This is a genomic window from Pseudomonas sp. NFACC05-1, assembly GCF_900100135.1.
Lineage (GTDB): Bacteria > Pseudomonadota > Gammaproteobacteria > Pseudomonadales > Pseudomonadaceae > Aquipseudomonas > Aquipseudomonas fluorescens_Q.
This window is the reverse complement of sequence record NZ_FMTR01000029.1, coordinates 1-23,069: the sequence shown is the minus strand read 5'-3', so window position 1 is coordinate 23,069 and position 23,069 is coordinate 1. Positions and strand designations below refer to the sequence as shown.

The following is a 23,069-nucleotide window of genomic DNA, read 5'->3' as shown; positions in this document are numbered from 1 at the left end:
CTTGCTCCCGCTGGGTCGCGCAGCGGCCCCTGGCTTTTGGGCGTCTGCTGCGCAGCCGAGCGGGAGCAAGCTCCCTCGCCACGGTTACCGGCTTCGGCCTGACACTCCATGTACCGCGTGCCCCAACAGCGCGGTTCGACGTTTAGCTAAATCTCGCGGCCACAGGGGCGGGGTATTGGCTGGAAGGATCGAGTGACGACAGATAGGTGACTGTCAGAAAGATCTGTGGGAGCGAGCTTGCTCGCGATAGCGGACCGACATTCAACACCGTCATTGACTGTCAAGCCATTATCGCGAGCAAGCTCGCTCCCACAATGGGCCTGTGGTGAACACAAGGCTCATGGACACTCACCGATCTACATATTCCCGAAGGCCCTGAACACGCCGATCATGGCCGGGCCGATGGCAACCAGGAAGAAGCTCGGCCACAGGCAGAAGATCAGCGGGAAGATCAGCTTGGTGCCAATCTTGGCCCCCATCTCTTCCGCGGCCTGGGTGCGCCGGTCGCGAAACTCATCGGCGTAGATCCGCAGGGTATCGGCCACGCTGGTGCCGAAACGAATGCTCTGCGCCAGCAGGCTGACCAAACCCTGGATATCCTCCAGGCCGGTGCGCACGGCCAGTTGCTTGAGCGCCTCGGTGCTGGTGATGCCCGCCCGGATCTGCGCATTAACCAGCGCCAGTTCCTCGGCCAGTTCGACCTGGCTGACTGACATCTCTTCGGCCACCCGCTCGATCGTCGTGGGCAGGGCCAGGCCCGACTCGACGCAAACCACCATCAGGTCCAAGGCGTCCGGGAACGCGGCGCGCAGCCGGCCTTGCCGTGCCTGCTTGCGTTTACCGACGTAGATCGCCGGCAGCAACCAACCGATACCCGCGATGAGGGTGACCGCCAGCAGACCAATGGCCACTGAAACCTTGACCATCGGCAGCAGCAACAACGCAATGCCGACCAGCAACAACGGCAACATCAGGCGCACCGCCCAATACATCTGCACCGCCGAGGCAGAGCGGTAACCGGCATGGGTCAGCAAAGTCTGGGTGGCGGACGTGTGGGCCTGGTCGGTGGAAGCAAAGCGTTGGCCGATCCGTTCCAGCAAGAGCTGTAGGTTACCCGGCGCCTCCTGCCCCGTCGTGCTTCCAGCGTAACCGCGCTTGATCAACGCCAGGCGCCGCTGCACCGGATCCTGCAAGCCCAGCATCAATAGCAGGAGCGCGACGGCCGCCAGCACCGTGCTGAGGCCAATCGCGGCGATGAACAACAGGCGCGCCAGTTCTTCGTTACCGGTAAACCGACTCAACAATCCGAGCAAAAAGTCCATGACTGAAACCTCTTGGCGCAACAGCGCTTAAACCTGGATCCGGATGATCTTCTTTATCCAGAAAATCCCGATCAACATGGCGCAGAATGCGCCGATGATCAGCTTGTGCCCTATGGGGTCATTGATCAGCACCGGCATGTAGCTGGGGCTGGTGAGCACGATGGCGATCGCCAGCACGAACGGGATCGCCACCAGCACCCAGGCCGACATGCGCCCTTCCGCCGACAACGTCTTGATCTTGCGCTGGAACCGGAAACGCCCGCGAATCAGGCGGCTCAAGCGCTCCAGCACTTCGGTCAGGTTGCCGCCGGTCTCGCGGTGGATGAGGATCGAAGTCACCAGCATCATCACCGTCATGCTCGGCATCCGCTCCAGCAGGCCGAGCATGGCCCGGCGCACGTCGTTGCCGTAGTTGATATCGGAAAAGGTCATGCCGAATTCCTGGGCGACCGGCCCTTTGTGCTCCTCGGCGACCAGACGCAGGGTTTCGTTGAACGGATGCCCGGCGCGCAAGGCCCGGCACATGGCGTCCAGCGCATCCGGCAAACCTTCCTCGAACGCGGCGAAACGCTTGTTGCGGTCACGCAGGATTTTCAACACCGGCACCCAGGTCAACGCAAATGCCGCCAGCAGCGCCAGCCACCAGACGGGCGAGACCATCAGTACCAAGGCACCGGCCGCCGCCCCCAGGACCAGACCCAGCAGCATGACCCGATAGGCCCGGTATTCATGACCGGACTGCTCGATCAGTTGGGTCAGGTTGGCCATGAATGGCAGCTGTTCCAGGCGGGCTTCCAAGGGTGACAGGCGCGTCAGGTATTTCTGCCGCAACACGGTCTGCATGTTGGGCAAGTGGTTGGCCTTCTCCAGCACATGCAAGCGCCCGCGAATACGCTTGCGCATCTTGCCGGCTTCACCGAACACCGGCACCACCACACCCTGGGACAGCAGGAATACGGCGATGAACACCATGCCGAGGAAAATCAGAATGAACTCACTGGGGATATTGCTCATGACGTCCGGCTCTCCATCCACTCAGGGCGAAACAGGGTCAGTGGCAGTTCGATGCCGCGCTTGGCCAGCACATCGCGGAACGCCGGGATCATGCCACTGGGCCGATACTCCCCAAGCACCTCGCCGTGCTCACCGATGCCCTGGCGCACGAAGGAGAAAATTTCGGTCATGGTGATGATCTCTCCTTCCATCCCATTGATCTCTTGCATGCTCACCACGCGTCGCTTGCCGTCTTCTTGACGCTCCAGTTGGATCACCACATCGATGGCCGAGGCAATTTGTTGACGCATGGCCTTGATCGGAAACGTCGCCCCGGTCATCGACACCATGTTCTCGATTCGACCTAATGCGTCCCGTGCAGTGTTGGCGTGAATGGTGGTCAGCGAACCGTCGTGGCCGGTATTCATCGCCGTGAGCATGTCCATCGCCTCGGCGCCACGCACCTCGCCGATGACAATGCGGTCCGGACGCATCCGCAAGCTATTGCGCACCAATTCCCGCTGGCTCACCTCGCCACGTCCCTCGATGTTCGACGGCCGGGTTTCCAGGCGTACCACGTGAGGTTGCTGCAGTTGCAACTCGGCCGAATCCTCGATGGTGACGATGCGTTCGTTATGGGGAATGAAACTCGACAGCACGTTGAGCATGGTGGTCTTGCCGCTGCCGGTCCCGCCGGAGATCAGCACATTCAGGCGCCCGCGAACAATGGCCTTGAGCAGCAAGGCAATGGCCGGGGTCATGGTGCCGACCTGGATCAGGCTGTCGGTGTTGAGCAGGTCCACCGCGAAGCGCCGGATCGACATGCTTGGACCGTCGATGGCCAGCGGTGGAATGATCGCGTTGACCCGCGAACCGTCCTTGAGCCGGGCGTCCACCAACGGCGAGGACTCGTCGATGCGCCGCCCCAGGCTGGAGACGATACGGTCGATGATGTTCAGCAGATGCTGGTCGTCGCGAAAACGCACGTCGGTGCGTTGCAGCTTGCCGAAGCGCTCGACGTAGACCGAGGCAAACCCGTTGACCAGGATGTCGGACACGCTATGGTCGGCCAACAGCGGTTCCAGCGGCCCGAGACCGAGCACTTCATCGGTGATCTGCTTGATGATCAGTTGCCGGCTGACGGTACTCACCGGCGCCGAATGTTCCTCGAGCAGACGCTGGCAAATTTCGCGTATCTGCCGCGCGGCCTCGGCTTGCTCAAGGGTATCGAGCAACGACAGGTCCATGACCTTGAGCAGTTGCTGGTAGATCTTTTCCCGCCATTCGGCCTCCACCGGGGTCACCTGGCTGCGGGTTTCATACAGCACGTCGGGGATGGCCTGTTCCCAGGCCATCAAGGCGTCCGTCGGGTCCGGCAAGCCGTCCTCGGGCTGGGTGCCCGCTGAGGCGCCGGATTTGGAAGGTTGTTTGCGCAAGCGGTTACGAAAGTCGCTGATCATGGGTCATCCCCCGAAAAAACGGTTGAAGGCACGTTTAAGCAAGCCCTTGTCCGTGGACATCTGGTGACCGACCAGGTCTTCGGTCAAATCGCGCAGGGCGGCGGTGATGGCCGCCTTCGGCGCATGCAGCCCCAACGGCACGCCAGTGTTCTGACTCTGGCTGACCAGGTTGAAGTCATTGGGCAATTTCGACAGGTTCGTGCAACGCAGGGCCTCGCCGATGTCCTTGAGGCTGACGGCGGCGTTTTTGTCATAGCGATTGATCACGATCTGCAACTGATCCCCGCGCACGCCCAGGTCTTCACGCAGGATCCGCACCAGGGCGCTGGCATCGCGCAGGTGGCTGACGCTCTGTTGCACCACCACGTACACCCGGTCCACCTGCTCCAGCACCGAACCGGTGAGGTGGTCTATCTGCCGCGGCAGGTCCACCACCACCCAGTCATAGCTGGTACGGGCCAGTTGCAATAGGGCATCGAGCTGTTCGGGTTGGGCGTCCTGGGGCAGGCACAACTCGCCGGCCCGGCCACCGAGCACATGCAGGGTCGGGCTGAAGTGGCTGCAAAAACCCCGCAGCGCGACGCTGTCCATGTCATCGATCTGCTGCAGCACTTCCAGATGGCTGTGGGACTGCGCTACGTCCAGGTAATGGGTCACGCTGCCAAATTGCAGGTCCATGTCCAGCAACAGCGTATTGCCGGCCCGGGCGCTGAGTTGTTGGGCCAGGTTGCACGCCACCAGGGTTCCGCCGGAACCGCCCTTGGCGCTGATCACCGCGATCAGCTTCCCTTCATTGCCGTTGCCGAGGCGGACTTCCGTCACCAGGCGATTCAGGGCCGCCACCAACTCTGTATCGGCGATGGGTTCGGGCAGCACGTCCCGGGCGCCGGCCTGCATCGCCAGGCGCATGCCCTCCTGCTCACCCAAGGGACCACACACCAGCATCGGCGGACGTTCATGGGCCGGACGTTGCAGCAAGGCTGACAATTCTTCGCGCCACAGGTGGCTGACGCGTAGCAGCAACAGGTCGGGCATGCGGTCCAGGCCGTAGAGCGGGTCGACATGCCCGTTGCTGACCAGGCGCGTACTCACCTCAAGGCCAGGCATACGCTGGCAGACGCATTGCAGGTCACGCAGGGCCGTGGCATCGCGGCTGCTGATCAGTATCCGCAGCCCGGCTCTGCCAGTCGCGGTCGAAAGCGGAGTTTCCCTGGTATTCAGCATGGTGTGATCTCCCCGGAATCGGAATGACGCCCAAGGCTTTCGCGTGGCAAGGTTGCCCTGAACGCGGGCAAGGTAATGGGCACGCCTAAGCCGGGAATGAACAGGTTGAAAACGAAGTTCTCCACGCTCAAGCGAACGTAGCGAATGGCACGGAAACCGTTGGCGCCGGAGGTGTCGGCTGGGTTCGCCACGACGGCTCCGTTGACATCCAGGTAGGTCAGCGCCAGGTTCGAGGTCGCCAGGCTGGTGATCAGTTGACTGGTGCCGGCGTCCGTCGCGGCGTTGAAGATGGCCCGACGCAACACCACCGGGTCGCTGATATTGCACACCGCCGCCAGCCGGACTCCACGGCGCGCCGCTTCATCCAGCGCGTTGACCGTGAAGTACAACCGGCCCATTTCCACCACGCCGAACAGCAGGATGAACACCAGCAAGCCCACGAAGGAAAACTCCACGATGTAAGTGCCGCGCATGTGTTTGTGATTCATCACAGCGCCCTCATCACGGTGGTTGCGACCAACTGGATGCCCAAGGGAATGGCATTGCCGAAAAATCCTGGAATCGAACCGGTGCAGTTACCCGCACCAATCACCGGACAGAAGGGGTAGGTAATGGTGACGCGCACATGATCGATGCCCTCGGCGGCGACCTGAACGTGAGCCGTGGTCAACCCTGACACCACGGCGGTGCCGGTAGCACTGGGCACGCCATACACCGCGACGTTTTTTGTCTGGGTCAGCAACGTGTTGTTCAGCGTGATGCCGCCCAGGGTGGTATTCCACGCCTGGCTGGCGACGAAACGGTCGGCATCGCGACTGGCCTGCAATAGCACGTTGTATTGGTAGAGCATGCGGCCGAACTCGCCGAAGGCCAGCAGCAACAACAGCAGCAACGGCAGCACCAGGGTGAACTCCACCAGCGCTACGCCTTGCTGGGCTTGTGCGGGTTTGAAATGAGAAAGTCCCATGACGCCTCCTACGAGTCGGTGCTCGGCGTGCCGCTGCCGTTGAGATAGGTTTTGTAGAGCTGGATGATCTGCGGGCCGGAATCGGTGGAGGGCGTAGGACCGGGCACGTTGTCGCCTTCGCACTCCTGGACGAACTGGCCGAAGATAATGGACTCCGAACCACCGCCGTCCACCGGCTGCACGACGAAATAGCAGCCGAACCCCAAGACTGGAATCGACGTCGAGCCGCTCAGCTTCCCGGCGCAATCACCGATCACGATTTTCAACATCCGGCGCTCGAAAACCCCGTTGCTTTCACAACCGCTGCCGCCCCCCGCCACACAGGCGGCGACCTGGGCCCGCCAGTCGTTGTAGTCCTGTATCGCCTCGCCGCCCGCCGAAAGATCGCCGTTGCTCGAATTGATGGATTGGCCTTTGTATTGCGCCTGGGAGAGCGCATCGTTGTAGGTGATCGCCGGGGTGCCTGAGGACGTGACCAGGTCCGGCGGGTAGTCCGAAGAACTGACGGGGCCGTTGTAGATACCGAAGCGCGTATTCAAGCCTTGGGAAGTAGGACCGGCTTTATTACCTGGCGCAGTCTGGACGTTGTCGCCGACACTGCGGCAAACCGAGCCACCACCGGCCAGATCCTCGCGGACTGCGCTGCCGCCTGAGCCGAAATCCAGCAATTGGAAGTTGCCCGGGCCGATGGGTGATGTGTTCCCCGCCGCCGTTTTCAAGACTTCCAGATCGCCAAACTGATACCCCCAGAAGTTGCCGGCGGCCGGGTCGTATTGAGTGGGATCGCCACAGACCATCAACGGCGCCAGATCACACGGAGAGGTGGGGCTGGGCCCCGCGGTGGCAATCGCCGCCACGCGCTTGTTGCCCAAGCCGGCGCTGCCCATCGTTTGCACGAAGCTCCAGAAAAAACCGTTCAATTGATAACTGGCCACCGACACCCGTACGTATTTGGCATCGGTAGGCCCTGGATAGGAGAACGGGCCGTAGACGCTGCTGGACAGTTCCACCACGGCAAACGCCCCCGGGTTGCCAGCAACGGCGGTTGCCAGTTCGGTGTTGCCGGCGGCGTTGGCGTTTCTGTTGAGCGTGTCCAGGGCCGCCGCGCGAGTGGTGCTGGCCATGTTGATGCTGCCACTCACCTGGCTCAGGGTCTTGGCCCCGCCCAGGGCGGCGGCATCCACCGCATTTTGCAGACGCGTCTTGTTCAGCAGCATGTGCCCGCCATCCAGGGCCAACGCCGCCATCATGGAAATCGCTACCAACGCGATCACCATCAGTACACTCACCGCCCCTCCCTGGCGCCGGATATTGGCATTCATCATCGAGCCCTCATACAACGTTTGAGGATCGGCATCGCCACGGTCCACAAGGGCCTGGCATGGAGGGTGTTACTCAGCGGACATTGATCACACTGCTTTCTGTTCCGCGGATCAGCGTGATCGCCCCGCCTTGCGGCTTGGCACTGCGCTGTACCACAGGTTTTGGCAGTGGAGCGGCCATCGCCATGACTGGCGCCGGGGCTGGCGGTGCAACGGCCACGGCCTTTTTCTCCAGGTTCAACGGGTTGCGCAAGGCCAATTGCAACTTGCCCTCGGTCTGCGCAGTGACCAGCAATTCCGCTTCGGTGGCCGACATTTCCAACGTCACAGCACGCACCACTACGGGTTGGGTCTTGTCCGTGCCTGCGGTCTGGTCCACGGCCAGTACCCGCAGGTTTTCCAGGAGGGTCCGGGACGTCGCACTGTTGCTGCCGGCACTGGTGGTCTTGGTCGCCAAGACATCGACCCGGTTGCCCGGCAGGAGGAAGCCACCCACGCCGACCACATCATCCACCCTTACCGAAATGGCGCGTTTGTCCGGTGCGATCAGCGAAGCCAGGGTGCTGCCACCCAGGTGCTCACTCAACCGCGCGCCCCGCACGATGTCGCCACGCAGAATGTCGAAGGTGGCAATCTTGCCTACGGCCTGCTCGCTGGAATCGAAGGCGTCGTCCGGGATCGTGTCCATGGGCATGCGCACGGTGGTGACCTGCTGGGCCTCGACCATTTGCCCGAAGGGGATTTCCACCGTGGCGACCACCACGCTTCGCAAGTGGTCATCGGGGGTCGCATTGAGTCGTGCGCTCAGCCAGGAGTCGGCCATCCATGCGGCACCAAGGCCCATTACCAGGGAAACGCCTATCAGGGGAAGCGTACGAGAGCTCATGTCGGTATCTCCAGATCAAAGGAAGTCGAGCTGAACGAAATAGTTGTGCCAGGCCCATTCCAACTCTTGCGGTGACAGGGGCCCGGAACCGCCCAGGTAGCGCTGGCGGTCAAGCGCCATGTTCAACAGGTCACGGGGATGGCAAGGCACCAGCGGCATGCCTTCGCCTGCGTAAAGCCGCTGCAGGACATAGCGCACCAACAGGGGGTCATACGGGATGCCCAGGCGTTCGCATTCCTGGCGCCAGATCTGTTCGTACTCCTCGGGCTTGAGGTAGCCGAACTGCACCTTGTAGCCAATGCGCCGCAGGAAGGCCTCGTCGGCCAATTCGAGGGGATTGAGGTTGGTGGAAAACACCAGCACCAGGTCGAATGGCAGCTCGCAATGCCGGCCGCCGCCCAGGTTGATGAAGTCGCGCTTCTCCTCCATGGGCACGATCCAGCGATTGAGCAACTCGGCTGGGGCCATGCGCTGGCGGCCCATGTCATCGATGATGAACAGGCCGTTGCTGGCCTTGAGCTGCAAAGCCGCCTGGTATTGCCGGGTGAACGGGTCGTAGCGCACGTCCAGCTGTTCCATGTTCAGCTCGCCGCCGGTAATGACGATCGGGCGTTTGCAGCACAGCAGCCGGCGGTCGATGCCTTCGTTGAGCATCAGGTTGTTCGATTGGCCGTGGTCATCCAGGCGCTGGTGCACCTGCGGGTCGTAGATCTCGATGACCGACTCGTTGATGACGATGGCATGGGGCACCCAGATCGCCTCGGCGAACAGCCGGATCAATCGGCTGCTGACATAGGTTTTGCCCGTGCCCGCCGGACCGTAGATCATGATCGCCCGCCCGGAATTCAGGGCGACGCCCAACTGGTCGAGCATGCCTTGGCTCAACACCAGGCCGGCCAAGGCCTGGTGCATGTCCTTGGCGGTGATGCGGCCATGGTGAATGGTCTGGATCTTGATCAGCGAGCGATAGGTGCTGACCGGGAACGGGGCCGCGCCGATGTAGCCGCTACGGGCCAGGGCGTCACGCGCCGAACTGCGACCGCGTTCGGTCAGGCCATAGCGCAGCGTCTGTACACCCGTTTGCCCCAGCTGGCCCAGCACTTCGACACGACCGTCCTTGCGCAGGAACGCCAGGACTTCTTCCAGCACCGCGCCGGTCAGGGCCAGGCGCTCCACCAGCCGCGACATGTCCAGCACACCGGCGTCGTGCAGATGCTTGCACACCAGCTCACCCAGGAAACTGTCGCTCAGGCCGGTGTCGCGAATGGTGCAAGGTTGTGGCGCCAGGCGTTGGACCGCTTCCCGTTCGCTGGGGTAGGCATCGCTATCGTTGATGACGTGCATGACTAGACTCCCCAGCCGCCGGCAACCAGTTGCCAGTAAACGCTGTTCAAAGTACCGATCAGGATCGCAATCGAATAAGGAAAGGGTTTACCGGCCACTTCATCGGAAGTCGGCGCCAGATAGGCCTGGGCTCGCACCATCAACCAATAGCGCCCCAAGGTCTGGAGCAGTTGGCCACGGGCCAGGACGATCAGGAAACCGCACACACCGCCGGCGATCAGGCTGAACAGCGCCGCCCACAGTGCGTAATGAAAAGGCAGGAAGCTGCCGACCATGGTCATCAGCTTGACGTCACCGGCGGCCATGCCACCCACCGCGTACATGGGCAGGAACAACCCGAAACAGATCAGCATGCCCAATAGGCTGTCGCCCAGGCCGCCGAGCCCACCGGTATAAACCTGGCCGGCCAACCCCAGGGCAAGGCCCAACAGGACCAGCGTGTTGGGGATGCGGTGGCGAAGCAGATCGCTCACCACCGCCACACCCAGCAGTCCCAGCAGCAGCACCGTCGACACCAGCAATTCCATGGACATGATGCGTCTCCCTAGTGTGATTATCGTTAGCAGGCGACGTTGCCATTGGCGGCTTGGCACAACGCACGGATCTTGGTGTCCACTGCGCCGCCCAGAAGGACGAATGCCGCTGCCACCAACACCGTGATCAAGCCACCCGCCACCGCGTATTCAACAATGGTCAGGCCGTCTTCATCTTTGGCGAACTTGCTGATCGAAGTTCTTATTGTCTGGAAAGTCATTTCATGAACCTCACGCGCGTTAAGAAGTTATGCTACGAACTTGGTTGGAGGGGACAGCGCGAAGTCCATTTGATTGATTCGTTGTACTCACTGCAAAAGAGTCGCAAGCGGTTTTCCTTGATAGTTACCGTGTCCCCAAGCAAGTGATCGCTTATGCGCAGGCAACGTTGCCGTTGACCGCCTGGCACAGCGCACGGATCTTGGTATTCACGGCACCGCCCAGAAGAACAAACGCAGCGGCCACCAAGACGGTGATCAACCCACCGGCCACGGCGTATTCCACAATGGTCAGGCCATCTTCATCTTTGGCGAACTTCAGTACCGAAGCCTTGATTGTTTGAAGAGTCATTTCGCACACCTCATCGGGGTTGTTTTTCAAGGGCAGTACATTGCGAACTGCCTGATGCAACCCTAGTCAGCAGGTGGTCATAGCCGTTAGGAGGATTTTGCACTTCGCTAGGATTTTTTTGCGGCAGGTGGGAAAGGGCCTGCTGGGTCGGAAAATCCATCCGTACCGCAGCGCAGACGGGCGCTCGCGAGCGTCTCGTGGCGGGACGGCGCTAAAAGATCGGTTTTTTATAAAAATTTATTCGGCGAAGTGATAGCACTGTGACAATACTGCTAGCTAAAGGGCAGGAAGAACCTCTGGGTAGTCGTCCTATGACGCCAAGTCTGACTGAAAAACCAAAGCTGTTATGGTTCGATCTGACTCACGATCGGTCCACCAAGGAACTCGTCTCCCAATTCCAGGACACGTGCGACTGCACGCTGGCAAAAAACGCCATGCTGCCCAGCGCGGAACAGGTCGACATGATCTGCATCCATTTCGACCGCCCGGACACGCCGGGCCTGCGACGCCTGTTGGAGATCAAACGAACCGTACCTGGCACGCCCATCACCATGTTCACCGTGCAGCACTCCGAAGAGTTGGCGGTGTGGGCCATGCGCTCCAGCGTCTGGGAATACATGGTGCTGCCCTTGTCCGCCGCCGAGAAAAAGCGCTACCTCACGGCCGTGGTGCAACTGTGCGAGTTGCGTCGCAATACCAATGGCCGAGGAAAGACCTCGCAGATCGACCACTCCCCGACCCTGCCGGACAGCATTCGCCTGACCGCCGGGCACCAGAAGCACCAGGCCCTCAGCCACATCATGCTGTACATCGACCAGCATTTTCGCGACAGCATCGATCAGCGCGACCTGGCCAAGCGTTGCGGCATGACGACGTTTCGTTTCAGCCGGGTGTTCAAGGAAGCCAATGGCCTCGGTTTCACTGACTACGTACTGAACAAACGCATGAGCTTCGCCAAGGAACTGCTCGATAACAGCCAGATGCCCATCACCAGCATCGGCTACGAGGCCGGCTTCAAGGACCCGTCGTACTTCGCTCGCGCCTTCAAGCAATATGCCAGTTGCACACCCAGTGAATACCGTCTTGCATACCAGATGCGCAACGCACATCCGACACCGGAGCCACCGGATGAGGCCGCCCTGGAAGCGATTGAAAACCTGGTGCATAGCCTTGAAGGGTAAAAGGTTTTTTACCGTTATTGATTAATTGCACATCGCAAGTTGTGTCCAAATAATAATATTCACCCCCCTGCCAACTTAGAAACGACCATGCGTGGCCTGTCTTTACGGCGCCTGGCGGGCCAAGCTGAAACAACATGAATCATCGTGTCGTTATCGGTAATTCTTTTTCGACTGAAACCAACTCTGTCAGCCTTGCATAATGCCAGCCGTTTCCAAATGGATGAACCGTGCTTCACGTCCGTAGGCCGCTCCAGATACAGCAGAGCGGGTTCTCTAGTTGGCATGCTTCATCCAAAAAAATCGAATAGAGCGCTGATGGGTATATGAAAGCAATCAGTTTAGCGAGCACACGAACGTTGAGCTTGGTGAGTCACGAAGTGTCCGAAACGCTACCCGCCGATGGTATAGAAATAGACATTGTACTCTCCGGTATTTGCGGAACAGACCTGGCGGTATTGTCCGGGCGTGAAGAGGGACAGGTGGGCATCGTCCGTGGTCACGAAGCGGTCGGCGTCGTTGTCAATGTAGGGGCAGGCGTCAAACGCACGCGTAAAGGGATGCGTGTGGTGATAGACCCCAACGAATACTGCGGTAACTGCGAACATTGCAACGCCGCTAGAACCCATCTATGCAATGGCGGTTCAAATGCGGGCCTGGACATCGCCGGCGTCAACAAGCACGGTACATTTGCGGAGCGATTCATAACACGCGAGCGCTTTGTACACTGCATCCCAGACGACATGAGTTGGGAAACAGCCGTCTTGGTTGAACCCGTAGCCTGTATTTTGAACAACATTGAACAAGCCTCCATCAAAGCGGGGGAACGTGTGCTGCTTCTAGGATCGGGCCCCATGAGCCTGGTCGCACAACTACTTTTGCGCGCGATGGGCGTCCATACATGTGCTACCGATTTGAATACCTTTCGAATCGAATTCGGACACTCCCTGGGTTTGAACATCGTGCGCCCTGAGGAACTTGAGTGCCTTGGGCAAAACCAGGAAAAATACGATGTTGTCATCGATACCGTGGGTAATCAGCTCGAGACAGCCGCCAGCCGGGTTGCCCGAGGTGGCAGGATTGTCCTGTTCGGATTCAACGGGAATTATGAATATTCACTCCCTGCAAAACACTTCCTGGTCAATGCCATCAGTATCATTGCCGCAGGCGAGTACAACCAGCACTTCCCCCGGGCGCTGCGCATTGCCCACAGGCTTCCTGAACTTGGAAAGCTAGTCACCCACCGTTATCCCCTTGAAGCTTATTCAACAGCATTTGACAGTTTGTTGAATGATCCTTGCGCACCCACGATAAAAAGCGTCTTCACCCCCAATCCCAAGCACTTGTCACGCTAAAGCTAACCAGCCCTTCAAGTAGACCCCTTATGAAAGTTACTGTATTCAGCCAGATTTCCATCGATGGCAAACTGACGCTCGGCAATGAAGCCTCCAGCAAACCGCTGTTTCAGCATTTCGACGATGAAGACATGCGCTTCATTCATAAATTCCGCGGTGAAGTCGATGCCATCATGGTCGGTCGCAATACGATTATCACCGACGATCCTCAATTGACCAATCGCTATGAGTCCGGTCGTAATCCTGTGCGTATCATTCCTACGACATCGCTCAACTTCCCAGCTTCTGCGAAAATCTTTAGTTCTCCCGAACACACTATCATCGCAACGACAGAAGAAGCACGTGACCACAAGATGGTCGAGCACATCCGCGCGCATGGTAAAGAGGTTCTTTTTGCAGGAACCGCACGAGTCGACTTCAAACAGCTCTTCCCGATGCTTGAAGCTCGCGGAATAAATCACATCATGGTTGAAGGGGGTGGCCACCTGAACTGGCAGGTATTCAATCTTGATCTAGTCGACGAAATCATGCTCATGCAATTGCCTATCATCATTGGCGGCTCAGACACTACCACGCTAATAGATGGCGAAGGATTCCAAGACATTGAAATGACCAAAGCCTTCAAGCTGCATGAGTTTGAAGCACGCTCACACTATAACTTCCTGCACTTCAAGCGTGACCCTCAACAGCGGCGTGCGCATTGATGCTGGCTTTCCAGGGGTTCATTTTCGATATGGACGGTGTGCTGGTGGACAGTGAGCCGGTCTATATGAAACAGGAAAGACATTCCTATGCACGCCATGGCGTGGTGCTTGATGAGGCAGAACTGTCTCGTTTTGTAGGCACCACGCAGCGTCATATGTGGAGCGCCATCAAAACCGAATACGGGCTTGCAGAAGATCTGGACTGCCTCATGGCGGAGCATCACCGGCAGTTGATGGAAGTATTGAGTTCCGCCCCCCTGCCTCCCATGCCAGGCGTGACAGAACTTCTCGGCGCATTACAGAGAGCGGGAATACCTTGTGCAGTCGCCTCTTCTTCACCGCGAGCACTCGTTGAGCTGATTTTACGTAACGCTGGGCTGCAGCTTTTTTTCAGTGAGATCGTGTGTGGCGATGACGTTACGCACAGCAAGCCAGATCCCGAGATCTTTCTCATGGCCGCCAAACGCCTGGGTCTCCCACCGTCATCCTGTGTGGTGATTGAAGACTCCGCTCATGGTGTGGCGGCAGCAAAAGCCGCCAGCATGTTTTGCGCGGGTTTGCTCAACCCCAATTCAGGGCAGCAGGACCTGAGCGCGGCGGATTTACGTGTCCACCAGCACTGGGAAATAAACCACTGGTTTTTCGGGTAATAAAAGCATGAAAAAACTGAGTATTTCAGACTGGACCTGGATTAACGTCCCCGAGCGATCGTCCATCAACGATCAGGAAATCATTATCCACACCACACCCGACACCGATTTCTGGCGAGGCACCTATTACGGCCTGGAGTATGACAATGCTCCGGCCATTGTGGTGGCCAGCGAGGAACAATACTGGACATTGAAGGCCAAGGTATCTTTTGCCTCAAGTACCTACTTTGACCAATGCGGCCTGTTTATCTACCAAGATAAAAACCACTGGATGAAAAGCGGCATCGAATACCAGAACAATGGTTTCCAGCAGCTGTTCTCTGTCGTGACCAACAATGGTTTTTCAGACTGGTCCATGGCTGATTTCGATCGCGTCACCCAGACCATGTATTACCGCCTGAGCCGAAGAGGCAGCGACTTCCTTCTGGAAAACTCGGTTGACGGGACACAGTTCTGCATGATGCGTATGTTCCACCTGCTCCATGCAGAAGAACTCGTCCGGTTCGGGTTCTTTGCCAGTAGCCCGGGCGATTCATCTTTCGCAGCTCATTTTTCAGAGATTGAATGGACTGAATGCTGTTGGAAAGCGCACGGCGCCCCACGTTTCTAATTTCAAGAGTTTTATACCTGATGCTGTCTGCGCCCAATCCCCATCGACACGCGCTTTACGCTTGTTATGCAGCCATGCTGTGCCTGGCCATGGCACTCAACTTCCTGCCGGTGTACCTGACGACGTTCAGTGATGCCTTTGGCCCCTCGTCAGGGCTGACCACGGAGCAACTGGGACGGATTCCGGCGGTCATGTTCCTCAGCTTTATAGTGGCCATTCTGGTCACCGGGCCATTGGCAGACCGAGGGGACGCCAGGCGGATCATTCTCTTTGGGCTGATGACCACTTCAGCAGGTCTGGCCCTTGTGGCTTTTGCCCCTTCCTATACCTTCCTGCTCTTCGCGGTTGCCATCATGGGTTTCGGTGCGGGTGTGCTGGATATGATCCTCAGCCCTATTGTCGCAGCCCTGCAACCCGAGCGCCGAAGCGCCGCCATGAACTGGCTGCATTCGTATTTCTGCATTGGCGCGGTAAGTGCCGTGCTGATCGCAAGCATCGCCCTGAGATGGGACATTTCCTGGCGCATGGTCGCCTTGGGCTTGATCGTTGCCCCGCTTGCAACCTTTCTATTGTTCCTGCGATTGCCCCTGCCACCGCTGATACAGGAGCACGTGCAACGCGAATCCATGCCCGCGCTTATCAGACAACCCTATTTCATCGCCTGCATGATCGCCATCTTTCTAGGAGGAGCTACGGAAACGGGACTGTCTCAATGGCTGCCCGCCTTCGCTGAACAAGGATTGGGCTACTCGAAAGAAGTGGGGGGGTTTGCGCTCGCCGGTTTTTCAGTGGGCATGGCCCTCGGGCGCATGGCTGCCGCTCTGCTGCAAGAACGGATACCCGCCGTTTCACTGATGCTAGGCTGCTGCGCCGTGACCGTCGTCCTGTTTTTCGTGATCAGCTTCACCCCCAGCCCCGCATTGGCGTTAACCGCTGCCATCGCCGCAGGGTTCTCAGGCAGTTGCCTATGGCCCACGATGCTCGCCATTACCGCAGATGCCTACCCTCAAGGTGGAGCAACCATGTTCTCTGTACTGACAGCCTCGGGTAATGCCGGATGCAGTCTGATTCCATGGCTTGTGGGAATTATTTCAGCGCATTCGGATTTGCACATCGGTTTACTGGCGGTCACCCTCTGCCCCGCCGCCATGATGCTATTACTCGTGTGGATGTCTCGCTGGCCACAGAAGCATCCCCACCCGTGCCAGAGCTAGACCGGACGCCCATGGCCGGGGAGCGACCTCGTCGATCGAGCACTCCCCGCCCCTGCCTGACAGGCGCCCTGACTCACGGGGCGAGCTTTCTTCTCTCGATGGGAATGGACAGGACAATGCTGGTACGCGTCTCTCCGTATGCGTTGATTTTCGCAATGATGTCCTCGATTTCAGCCATGGATCTGGCGTAGATCCGGATCAGATAGGAATCGTTTCCCGTGATGTGCAGGCATTCAACGACTTCAGGTATGTCGGTGAGCGTTGCTATTAATTTGGATTTCGCCGGCTTGAGGGTGGTGATGCCGACGACAGCTGATATGCCGTACCCCAGTTTGGTTGGATCTAACTGAGCGTGATAGCCCTTGATGACCCCTGAGTCTTCAAGTTTGCGCAACCTGTCATTGGTGGCAGGAATAGAAAGACCTGCGTGCTTGGAAAGCTCTGTGATGGAAATGCGACCACAGTCCTGTACCTTACCCAGGATTTTGACGTCTATACGATCCATGTGCGTTTTCCCCGGTTAAAAGTATAAATTTTAATGAAAAGCCCGCGTTTTTCATTAAAAAAAGCATGCACCAAAATAAAGCAGAGCGCTAGTCTATTTCCAGCCTGAAAGCCTGAGGGCAATCAATAGCCCTGCTCTTTAGCGTGACGCACTCATAATAAAAATATTCTCTCCAGGGATGGTGCTCGCATGGAAGATGAGAAGATAAAGTGTGGAAAAAAGTCATACTCATTCGCTCAGTACATTGGCACGCAAGTACTAAGTTTTCGCCACTTCAAGAAGGACCAGCTCCTGATGTACTTGACGGGTGTCGGTTTCTTTTCACTGGGCGCCAAGTGCTTCATCATCAGTCAACTGGGTACCGACCCATTAGACGTCTTGATCATTTCCATCGATAAAATACTTATGCTCGGCATGGGCATTTGTTCGGCTATCGTGTCGCTCTTCTTCCTGACATGGTGGATGCTCTGGAACAAAAAATACCCGCCGATAAGTCCCTTTATTACAACAACGCTGACCGGCCTGTTGATTGATCTCTGGTCAGGGTTGGGGCTCGGAGAGTATTTGATCGCGAGAATGAATGAGTACATGTTATTGGCGACGGGACTGGTGTTATGTGCCTACTCCTCCGCGCTGATCATCATGAGCGGTATTGGAATCAGAATCATGGACCTCGTGGTCCTGACCATGGTTTCCAAGTGGGGCTGGTCATTCACCAAAGCCAAAATGATCATTGAAATCGGCATCTTTTCGAGCGGATGGCTTTTAGGCGGCCCGTTCGGCGTGGGAACGATCGCATTCCTGCTGGTGATCGGCCCGCTTATTCAACCCTTCATGAACATGAATGCCAAGCGCTTTTCTCTCAAGAACTATGGATTGATTCGCGCTTCATCCGCCTACTAACACCCATAAAGATAGTTGCCATCCATGGCAGCGGGATTGTTTCGCCTCGATTTTTTTCAACCGATGATATTGATAACAACTTCCGTGATGAGGAGTGAGAAAGATGGACACTACAAAAAATAAAAACTGGACCTTGGAAAGCAGCCCGGCAAAACTGGAAGAAATACTCCCGGGGGGCGTCGTCAAGTGTCATCTTTCCCCGCGAAACTGTGTCATACAGGAGGGCAAGGTAGGTTTTTGCAAAGTGCGCGGGAACCGAGGCGGCAGACTCGTTACATTGAACTACGGCAAAGGTGTTCACAGCACGGAAGAAACGATTGAGACCGAAGCCGTTTTCCACTTTGCCCCTGGAGAGCGGATCCTGTCCCTGGGCAATATCGGCTGCATGCTCAACTGCGGTTATTGCCACAACTGGAAGACCTCGCAGGCCAAGTACGTCACCGACAAAGACGTTTACTACTACACCCCTGAACAAGTTGTGGAAACCGCACTCAAGCACGGCATACGCGTCATTTCCTGGACGTATAACGATCCCGTTGTCTGGCATGAGTTCATCCTCGACACGGCAAGGCTGGCCAAGGAAGCGGGCCTGATCAACCTATATAAATCGGCGTTCTTTATCAGTGAAGAAGCCATTGATGAATTACTGCCGGTCATCGATATTTTCTCGATTTCGCTGAAATCCATTTCCCCGGAATACTACCGCAAGGTCACCACCGGCTGGGTAGAGCCAGTCCTGGCGGGAATCAAGAAGGTCTACGACGCCGGCAAATATGTCGAGGTCAGCACCTTGATGGTGACCGACATCAGCGACGACGAGGAAACGGCCCGGAAAATCAGCCAGTGGGTATTGGATGAGCTGGGCCCGAATGTGCCGTTGCACTTCGTCAGGTTCCATCCCGATTACAAAATGAGCAACAGCATCCGTACCCCCGTGGACCGGTTGCTGAAGGCTCGGGACGTTGCTCGGAGCATGGGCGTAGAGCATGTCTATCTGGGCAACGTGAATGACGTTGAGGGCACCAACACCAGTTGCAACAACTGTAACGCCCTGCTCGTCACCCGCTATGGTTTGAACGCTGAAATCATCGGGCTGGACAGCAAGGGTTGCTGCTCTCAATGCGGGCACGATGCGCATTTCAAACTGCTGGGCGAACACCAGGCGAACGTTCCTGTCGAGCTGCGCGAGGAGGCGCTGAGCGCTTACGAGAAACGCAAGTTCGAGTGGCATGGGGATATCGTGTCGCTGCACGCTCAAGTGCTGAATACCGAAGATTTCGAACAGACCGTCTACCTGCGGCGCAACTATACGGACGGGCACAACAGCGATTGGAAATCACTGACGCTGCGGCCCCATGAAAGCTATCGATTCATTATTGCCAAGGCACGCATCGACGAGACCGGTCCTGAGGTCTGGCTCCCCAACGGGGTGAACTCGAACCTTCATGAAGTATTCGACAGGGCTCACTTCCCCACCGAATCGATTGAAGAAATTGGTATTTCGCAAAACGACATTACCCCGACCATTGGTTACGAGGGCAAGCAGAACATGTATGAACAGGTCATCAAACTGGTCAGCCAAGCATGAAAGTGTCTACTGAAATACTTCATATCAAGGTCGATGACCGGGACGCCCGACCTTCGGTCACGCCTATTTATCAGTGCAGCGCCTTCAGCGCTGACTCGGCCTTCTTCTACTCAAGGAAGGCCAATCCCAACGTGAGTGAATTGGAACAGGTTGTCGCGTCCCTGGAGGGCAGCGAATATGCCCTGGCGTACAGCACCGGGATGAGCGCCATCTACATGGTGTTGGAACTGTTGAAGCCGGGTGCTTCACTGGTCATCAACAAATACATCTATGGCTGCTCTTATAAATTGTTCCAGCGGTATGCAGCACGCATCGGCGCACACCTGACGATTCTGGATCTCACCACGCAAGACGGGTTGAATGCCTTGCCGGCGAACGTCGACATGGTCATTTTCGAAACACCGACCAACCCGTTCCTGAAAGACATTGATATTCATGCGGTCAGCCGGGCCGTCAAGCAAAACAACCCGCAAGCGCTGGTGGTAGTTGACAATACTTGGGCCACGCCGATATTTCAGAAGCCGTTGAACTTTGGCGCCGACATTTCACTGTACAGCGCCACCAAATACTTCTCCGGGCATAGCGACGTCATGGGCGGCCTGGTTCTGGTCAACAGTGAAATGATTTACAACCGCCTGCTTGAGGGTCGCTTTTATTCAGGCACGATATTAACGCCCAATAGCGCATGGTTGCTTCGCAGAAGCATGCAGACGTTCAACCTGCGCATGGAAAAGCACAGCCAGACGACAGCCAGCATGCTCAACTATCTGCGCGAGCTGCCTTTTATCGAGCATGTCTATTACCCACGCGTCGATGGCAAACAACTGACCGGTTACGGCGGCATCGTGTTTGTCGATATTCGACCCGACCTGGTTCCCTTCTACAAAACGTTCACCAGCACGCTCAAATGGTTTGGCACGGGCACGGGAATGGCCTGCGTGACGTCGATGGTTGCCCAGCCCTTCAGTGGCAGCCATGCCTCGATGACGGATCAGGAAAAAGCGGACATGGGCATCGAGAAAGGCCTGGTTCGATTGTGCTTTGGCCTGGAGGACCTGGATGACCTCAAGGAAGACCTGCTGCAGGCATTCGAAGCCATGGAGCGCATGGTCGATCAAGAAAGCTCACTCGATCCTGCGTAGCGGGTGTTGATCATGAGCAACGGGCCTTCAATGGCTCGTTGCTTTTTTATGGAGAAGCGAAAGTGTCCAGCGCATTCGAAAGCACGATATTCGACGCCCCCATCCTGAACGTCATTCACCTACTAAACTCGATTGCCCAAGAAAACCCGGAGGCCATTTCACTGGCCTCCGGTCGACCCGATGATGAGCAGTGCGACCCTTCGCTCATCGACAGGGGCCTGAGCCAATACAAAGATCACGTTGCCGGCACCGAGCAGTCACTTGCGACGCTGCTTTGCCAATATGGAAAAACCGCTGGAATCATCAATGAAATAATCGCCAGCCATCTGCAGGTGGATGAAGCGATCAACGTTGCCAACCCTGAAAGCATTGTGGTGTGCATGGGCTTTCAAGAAGCCTGCATCTTGACGCTCCTGTCCATTTTTGAAGGCGGAGGGGTTTTATTGGTACCTGATCCGGTGTTTTCCGGGATCACGGGTATCGCAAAACTGCTGGGTATAAAAGTAGTCCCCGTCCCCATGGCCGCCTTTCTTGATCCGATCGCCCTGCGCAGGTTCATCGAAGCACTGGAATCCAGAGGTGAAAGGATCAAGGCGCTTTATGCGATTCCGGACTTTAGCAATCCTACTGCCGACAGCCTTTCCCATGACGACAGGAGAGCCATGCTCTCTCTGGCCGATGAAAAGAACTTTTTCATTCTCGAAGACACTGCCTACCGTTACTTCAGGTACGAAGGCGATGCCATTGCGTCGATGAAGTCCATCGACAGCCGTCGGGTGTTCTTGCTGGGCTCCTTTGCCAAATCGATTTTCCCGGGCTTGCGCATGGGCTATGTGGTCGCCCCAGAGGGCACTGGGGTCATGTCCTTCAGCGGTCGATTGTGCAAAGCCAAAAGCCTGATCACGGTGAACACCCCCGCCCTGTGCCAAGCGGTTGTCGCAGGCTTGCTGATCGAGCACCACTACTCGCTGAGAGAGCTGAGCCAACCCAGGGTGCTGTCTTATACACATAAAAGGAATCACATGCTTGAATGCCTTGAGCGCGAATTTCCACTCAAAGCCGGCGCTCAAAGAGCGGTCAGTTGGAATCATCCGGCAGGCGGCTTCTTCATCAATGTGCAACTGCCTTTCGTCTTTGGATATTTTGAAATGCGCGAATGCGCCAGGCTGTTCAAGGTGATTGTATTTCCCACCACGTTGTTTTCACTGATGAATGAGGCCACCACCCAGGTCAGGCTGTCATTCAGCAATGCAACCACCTCGCAAATCACCCAGGCGATAGGCCGTTTCAGGGCGTACGTCGAGTTCAGGCTGCAATAAACGTCCTGCGTGCACGTAGGGAGACACCAAGGCTTATGCCCCGCTCAGCGAGGCATAAAAGCTTGGGTCAGATTGCCGTGGCCAGCATGACGCCAGTGGCGACCTGGTAGGCCCCCAGGAGGGCGATGGTTGCCCCTGAAAAGTAGTTGATCAGCCTTAGTTTCGATTCGGCAATCCGCGCCTTGAAAATGGAGGAGAACCCACTCAACCCCAGCCACCAGGCAGCCGAGCCCAGGAAGATACCGGTCACCATCGGCAGCAAGGCGTGCTGGCCGCCTTGGTCACTGGCCATGCCATCACTCAACGCAGCAAATATCGCGATAAACGACAAGATGGTCATGGGGTTGGAAAGCGTCAGGAACAGCGTGGTCGAGTAGGCTTTGAACAGGTTGGCACGCTCACCCGCCATGGCTGTCGCGCCGCCCTTCGATCGTATTGTCTGATAGCCAATGTAGGCGAGGAACAGCCCACCGAAAATACACAACCAAGGTTTAAAGCTGATGAGCGTCGCAATGATGGCGGTGACCCCCAGGGCACCGATGAATCCATAGATCGAATCGGCTGTGGCCGCGCCCAATCCCGTCGCGAAACCGGCTCTCCACCCAAGCATCAGACTTCGCTGTATGCACAACAGCCCAATGGGTCCTACAGGGGCTGCAATGCACAGCCCAATGACCATCGATTTAACGAAAATCAGCATAAATGCATCTCCAGAATGGGTACTGGAAGGTTAGGAGAAGTGCATTTCTTTAGGAATGAACTATTAATCTTCCTAGGCGTTTTCCCTTGAATTTTGCAGGAAGTATTCTCCACTCCCCTTCAATATTAAGGAAAATCGTCGTCAGCCCCCTCAGACAAGACGAATCGCTGGTCAAAGCCCCTTGAGCGCCGGAAACATAACCTTGGGCATTGAGATGGCCTTTTTTACGCGATCGAGTAGGAGGCGGATTTGCATCCGCCGTCCTCTCACACCACCGTACGTACGGTTCCGTATACGGCGGTTCAGGTTATGCAGATAAGCCGTTGATCGTGTCCAGTATCGAGACCAGTCCGAGTTGGTTCCACAGTTTCTTCGGCAGCGCCTGATTCATATGCGACGCCCCCGAGTTCCACCATGGGCCGCGGCCATTCGACGTTGACTTGCAGGCACGAGCTTCGCCAAGCCCCAAGCGCATTAAGTTGCGCGCCCTCGTCGAGGGCTGCTTCCATTGGCGCCAGATGGCACACCGAAGCTTACGTCGTACCCATCCGTCCAACTCCTCAAGTGGCTTCTTGCTCTG

The 23,069-nt window shown here is 57.3% G+C and carries 25 protein-coding genes; 10 read left to right on the top strand and 15 right to left on the bottom strand.

Annotated features, from left to right (window positions below):
- Positions 1–356 precede the first annotated feature (356 nt).
- From BLO97_RS27015 to BLO97_RS26960, 12 genes are all read right to left on the bottom strand, one after another.
- Entirely contained in the window at positions 357–1,322 is a 966-nt protein-coding gene (locus tag BLO97_RS27015) for a type II secretion system F family protein (RefSeq protein ID WP_063324892.1), read from the bottom strand.
- Positions 1,323–1,349: 27 nt separating this feature from the next.
- Positions 1,350–2,336: a type II secretion system F family protein gene (locus tag BLO97_RS27010; protein ID WP_063324891.1), complete on the bottom strand. Its 987-nt coding sequence runs from the start codon at positions 2,334–2,336 to the stop codon at positions 1,350–1,352.
- Positions 2,333–3,775, bottom strand: coding sequence for a TadA family conjugal transfer-associated ATPase (locus BLO97_RS27005; protein WP_092150160.1), 1,443 nt, complete (start codon positions 3,773–3,775; stop codon positions 2,333–2,335). The genes BLO97_RS27010 and BLO97_RS27005 overlap by 4 nt, the downstream gene beginning before the upstream one ends.
- Positions 3,776–3,778: 3 nt before the next feature.
- Positions 3,779–4,999, bottom strand: coding sequence for an AAA family ATPase (locus BLO97_RS27000; protein WP_092224726.1), 1,221 nt, complete (start codon positions 4,997–4,999; stop codon positions 3,779–3,781).
- Positions 4,993–5,487 carry a TadE/TadG family type IV pilus assembly protein gene (locus BLO97_RS26995; RefSeq protein WP_092349043.1) on the bottom strand — a complete coding sequence of 165 codons (495 nt, stop codon included), beginning with the start codon at positions 5,485–5,487 and terminating at the stop codon, positions 4,993–4,995. The genes BLO97_RS27000 and BLO97_RS26995 overlap by 7 nt, the downstream gene beginning before the upstream one ends.
- Positions 5,487–5,966: a TadE/TadG family type IV pilus assembly protein gene (locus BLO97_RS26990; protein WP_063324887.1), complete on the bottom strand. Its 480-nt coding sequence runs from the start codon at positions 5,964–5,966 to the stop codon at positions 5,487–5,489. The genes BLO97_RS26995 and BLO97_RS26990 overlap by 1 nt, the downstream gene beginning before the upstream one ends.
- Before the next feature lie 8 nt (positions 5,967–5,974).
- Positions 5,975–7,291 (bottom strand): TadE/TadG family type IV pilus assembly protein, encoded by a 1,317-nt coding sequence (locus tag BLO97_RS26985; protein WP_063324886.1) that lies wholly within the window; start codon positions 7,289–7,291, stop codon positions 5,975–5,977.
- A gap of 70 nt (positions 7,292–7,361) precedes the next feature.
- Positions 7,362–8,174, bottom strand: a complete 813-nt coding sequence (gene cpaB / locus BLO97_RS26980; protein ID WP_092150166.1) for a Flp pilus assembly protein CpaB — start codon at positions 8,172–8,174, stop codon at positions 7,362–7,364.
- A gap of 15 nt (positions 8,175–8,189) precedes the next feature.
- On the bottom strand, positions 8,190–9,518 hold the full coding sequence (locus BLO97_RS26975) for a P-loop NTPase family protein (RefSeq protein WP_092150169.1): 1,329 nt from the start codon (positions 9,516–9,518) through the stop codon (positions 8,190–8,192).
- 2 nt (positions 9,519–9,520) lie between these two features.
- Entirely contained in the window at positions 9,521–10,051 is a 531-nt protein-coding gene (locus tag BLO97_RS26970) for an A24 family peptidase (protein WP_092349040.1), read from the bottom strand.
- Positions 10,052–10,077: 26 nt separating this feature from the next.
- Positions 10,078–10,272, bottom strand: a complete 195-nt coding sequence (locus BLO97_RS26965; protein ID WP_063324882.1) for a Flp family type IVb pilin — start codon at positions 10,270–10,272, stop codon at positions 10,078–10,080.
- A 151-nt stretch (positions 10,273–10,423) separates the two neighbouring features.
- Positions 10,424–10,621 (bottom strand): Flp family type IVb pilin, encoded by a 198-nt coding sequence (locus BLO97_RS26960; protein WP_024616550.1) that lies wholly within the window; start codon positions 10,619–10,621, stop codon positions 10,424–10,426.
- 311 nt (positions 10,622–10,932) lie between these two features.
- On the opposite strand from BLO97_RS26960, the gene BLO97_RS26955 reads away from it, so the two are divergent.
- The 6 genes from BLO97_RS26955 (at position 10,933) to BLO97_RS26930 (ending at position 16,332) form a co-directional block, all read left to right on the top strand.
- Positions 10,933–11,802, top strand: a complete 870-nt coding sequence (locus BLO97_RS26955) for a response regulator transcription factor (RefSeq protein WP_092150175.1) — start codon at positions 10,933–10,935, stop codon at positions 11,800–11,802.
- Positions 11,803–12,125: 323 nt separating this feature from the next.
- Complete coding sequence (locus BLO97_RS26950; RefSeq protein ID WP_092150178.1) at positions 12,126–13,154, top strand: alcohol dehydrogenase catalytic domain-containing protein; 1,029 nt, start codon at positions 12,126–12,128, stop codon at positions 13,152–13,154.
- 29 nt (positions 13,155–13,183) lie between these two features.
- Positions 13,184–13,858, top strand: coding sequence for a dihydrofolate reductase family protein (locus BLO97_RS26945; RefSeq protein ID WP_063324879.1), 675 nt, complete (start codon positions 13,184–13,186; stop codon positions 13,856–13,858).
- Positions 13,858–14,508, top strand: a complete 651-nt coding sequence (locus BLO97_RS26940) for an HAD family hydrolase (RefSeq protein WP_092349036.1) — start codon at positions 13,858–13,860, stop codon at positions 14,506–14,508. The genes BLO97_RS26945 and BLO97_RS26940 overlap by 1 nt, the downstream gene beginning before the upstream one ends.
- 7 nt (positions 14,509–14,515) lie before the next feature.
- Positions 14,516–15,118, top strand: coding sequence for a DUF1349 domain-containing protein (locus BLO97_RS26935; RefSeq protein ID WP_063324877.1), 603 nt, complete (start codon positions 14,516–14,518; stop codon positions 15,116–15,118).
- Positions 15,082–16,332, top strand: a complete 1,251-nt coding sequence (locus BLO97_RS26930; RefSeq protein ID WP_371914906.1) for an MFS transporter — start codon at positions 15,082–15,084, stop codon at positions 16,330–16,332. Before BLO97_RS26935 ends, BLO97_RS26930 begins: the two co-directional genes overlap by 37 nt.
- 73 nt (positions 16,333–16,405) lie before the next feature.
- Here BLO97_RS26930 and BLO97_RS26925 read toward each other — a convergent pair whose 3' ends face one another.
- Complete coding sequence (locus tag BLO97_RS26925; protein WP_063324875.1) at positions 16,406–16,837, bottom strand: Lrp/AsnC family transcriptional regulator; 432 nt, start codon at positions 16,835–16,837, stop codon at positions 16,406–16,408.
- Between the two features lie 189 nt (positions 16,838–17,026).
- On the opposite strand from BLO97_RS26925, the gene BLO97_RS26920 reads away from it, so the two are divergent.
- The 4 genes from BLO97_RS26920 to BLO97_RS26905 all read left to right on the top strand — a co-directional run bounded on the left by BLO97_RS26920 (position 17,027) and on the right by BLO97_RS26905 (position 21,789).
- The gene (locus tag BLO97_RS26920; protein ID WP_092150191.1) at positions 17,027–17,740 is read left to right on the top strand and encodes a YczE/YyaS/YitT family protein; all 714 of its coding nucleotides are present in this window, start codon (positions 17,027–17,029) and stop codon (positions 17,738–17,740) included.
- 103 nt (positions 17,741–17,843) lie between these two features.
- A complete protein-coding gene (gene amrS / locus BLO97_RS26915; protein ID WP_063324873.1) occupies positions 17,844–19,328 on the top strand; it encodes an AmmeMemoRadiSam system radical SAM enzyme in 1,485 nt (494 codons plus the stop codon).
- On the top strand, positions 19,325–20,470 hold the full coding sequence (locus BLO97_RS26910) for a PLP-dependent transferase (protein WP_063324872.1): 1,146 nt from the start codon (positions 19,325–19,327) through the stop codon (positions 20,468–20,470). Before amrS ends, BLO97_RS26910 begins: the two co-directional genes overlap by 4 nt.
- A 62-nt stretch (positions 20,471–20,532) precedes the next feature.
- Positions 20,533–21,789, top strand: a complete 1,257-nt coding sequence (locus BLO97_RS26905; RefSeq protein WP_092349033.1) for an aminotransferase-like domain-containing protein — start codon at positions 20,533–20,535, stop codon at positions 21,787–21,789.
- A gap of 67 nt (positions 21,790–21,856) precedes the next feature.
- Here the strand turns inward: BLO97_RS26905 and BLO97_RS26900 are convergent, their stop codons facing one another.
- Positions 21,857–22,489 carry a LysE family translocator gene (locus tag BLO97_RS26900; RefSeq protein ID WP_092224707.1) on the bottom strand — a complete coding sequence of 211 codons (633 nt, stop codon included), beginning with the start codon at positions 22,487–22,489 and terminating at the stop codon, positions 21,857–21,859.
- Between the two features lie 307 nt (positions 22,490–22,796).
- On the bottom strand, positions 22,797–23,069 hold a 273-nt coding region (locus BLO97_RS26895; protein WP_305882549.1), incomplete at its 5' end, for a group II intron maturase-specific domain-containing protein.

Excerpts from the sequence above, each read along its gene's own strand:
- BLO97_RS27015 (WP_063324892.1), bottom strand. The coding sequence starts at position 1,322 with ATGGACTTTTTGCTCGGATTGTTGAGTCGGTTTACCGGTAACGAAGAA.
- BLO97_RS27010 (WP_063324891.1), bottom strand. The coding sequence starts at position 2,336 with ATGAGCAATATCCCCAGTGAGTTCATTCTGATTTTCCTCGGCATGGTG.
- BLO97_RS27005 (WP_092150160.1), bottom strand. The coding sequence starts at position 3,775 with ATGATCAGCGACTTTCGTAACCGCTTGCGCAAACAACCTTCCAAATCC.
- BLO97_RS27000 (WP_092224726.1), bottom strand. The coding sequence starts at position 4,999 with ATGCTGAATACCAGGGAAACTCCGCTTTCGACCGCGACTGGCAGAGCC.
- BLO97_RS26995 (WP_092349043.1), bottom strand. The coding sequence starts at position 5,487 with ATGAATCACAAACACATGCGCGGCACTTACATCGTGGAGTTTTCCTTC.
- BLO97_RS26990 (WP_063324887.1), bottom strand. The coding sequence starts at position 5,966 with ATGGGACTTTCTCATTTCAAACCCGCACAAGCCCAGCAAGGCGTAGCG.
- BLO97_RS26985 (WP_063324886.1), bottom strand. The coding sequence starts at position 7,291 with ATGATGAATGCCAATATCCGGCGCCAGGGAGGGGCGGTGAGTGTACTG.
- cpaB (WP_092150166.1), bottom strand. The coding sequence starts at position 8,174 with ATGAGCTCTCGTACGCTTCCCCTGATAGGCGTTTCCCTGGTAATGGGC.
- BLO97_RS26975 (WP_092150169.1), bottom strand. The coding sequence starts at position 9,518 with ATGCACGTCATCAACGATAGCGATGCCTACCCCAGCGAACGGGAAGCG.
- BLO97_RS26970 (WP_092349040.1), bottom strand. The coding sequence starts at position 10,051 with ATGTCCATGGAATTGCTGGTGTCGACGGTGCTGCTGCTGGGACTGCTG.
- BLO97_RS26965 (WP_063324882.1), bottom strand. The coding sequence starts at position 10,272 with ATGACTTTCCAGACAATAAGAACTTCGATCAGCAAGTTCGCCAAAGAT.
- BLO97_RS26960 (WP_024616550.1), bottom strand. The coding sequence starts at position 10,621 with ATGACTCTTCAAACAATCAAGGCTTCGGTACTGAAGTTCGCCAAAGAT.
- BLO97_RS26955 (WP_092150175.1), top strand. The coding sequence starts at position 10,933 with ATGACGCCAAGTCTGACTGAAAAACCAAAGCTGTTATGGTTCGATCTG.
- BLO97_RS26950 (WP_092150178.1), top strand. The coding sequence starts at position 12,126 with ATGAAAGCAATCAGTTTAGCGAGCACACGAACGTTGAGCTTGGTGAGT.
- BLO97_RS26945 (WP_063324879.1), top strand. The coding sequence starts at position 13,184 with ATGAAAGTTACTGTATTCAGCCAGATTTCCATCGATGGCAAACTGACG.
- BLO97_RS26940 (WP_092349036.1), top strand. The coding sequence starts at position 13,858 with ATGCTGGCTTTCCAGGGGTTCATTTTCGATATGGACGGTGTGCTGGTG.
- BLO97_RS26935 (WP_063324877.1), top strand. The coding sequence starts at position 14,516 with ATGAAAAAACTGAGTATTTCAGACTGGACCTGGATTAACGTCCCCGAG.
- BLO97_RS26930 (WP_371914906.1), top strand. The coding sequence starts at position 15,082 with ATGCTGTTGGAAAGCGCACGGCGCCCCACGTTTCTAATTTCAAGAGTT.
- BLO97_RS26925 (WP_063324875.1), bottom strand. The coding sequence starts at position 16,837 with ATGGATCGTATAGACGTCAAAATCCTGGGTAAGGTACAGGACTGTGGT.
- BLO97_RS26920 (WP_092150191.1), top strand. The coding sequence starts at position 17,027 with ATGGAAGATGAGAAGATAAAGTGTGGAAAAAAGTCATACTCATTCGCT.
- amrS (WP_063324873.1), top strand. The coding sequence starts at position 17,844 with ATGGACACTACAAAAAATAAAAACTGGACCTTGGAAAGCAGCCCGGCA.
- BLO97_RS26910 (WP_063324872.1), top strand. The coding sequence starts at position 19,325 with ATGAAAGTGTCTACTGAAATACTTCATATCAAGGTCGATGACCGGGAC.
- BLO97_RS26900 (WP_092224707.1), bottom strand. The coding sequence starts at position 22,489 with ATGCTGATTTTCGTTAAATCGATGGTCATTGGGCTGTGCATTGCAGCC.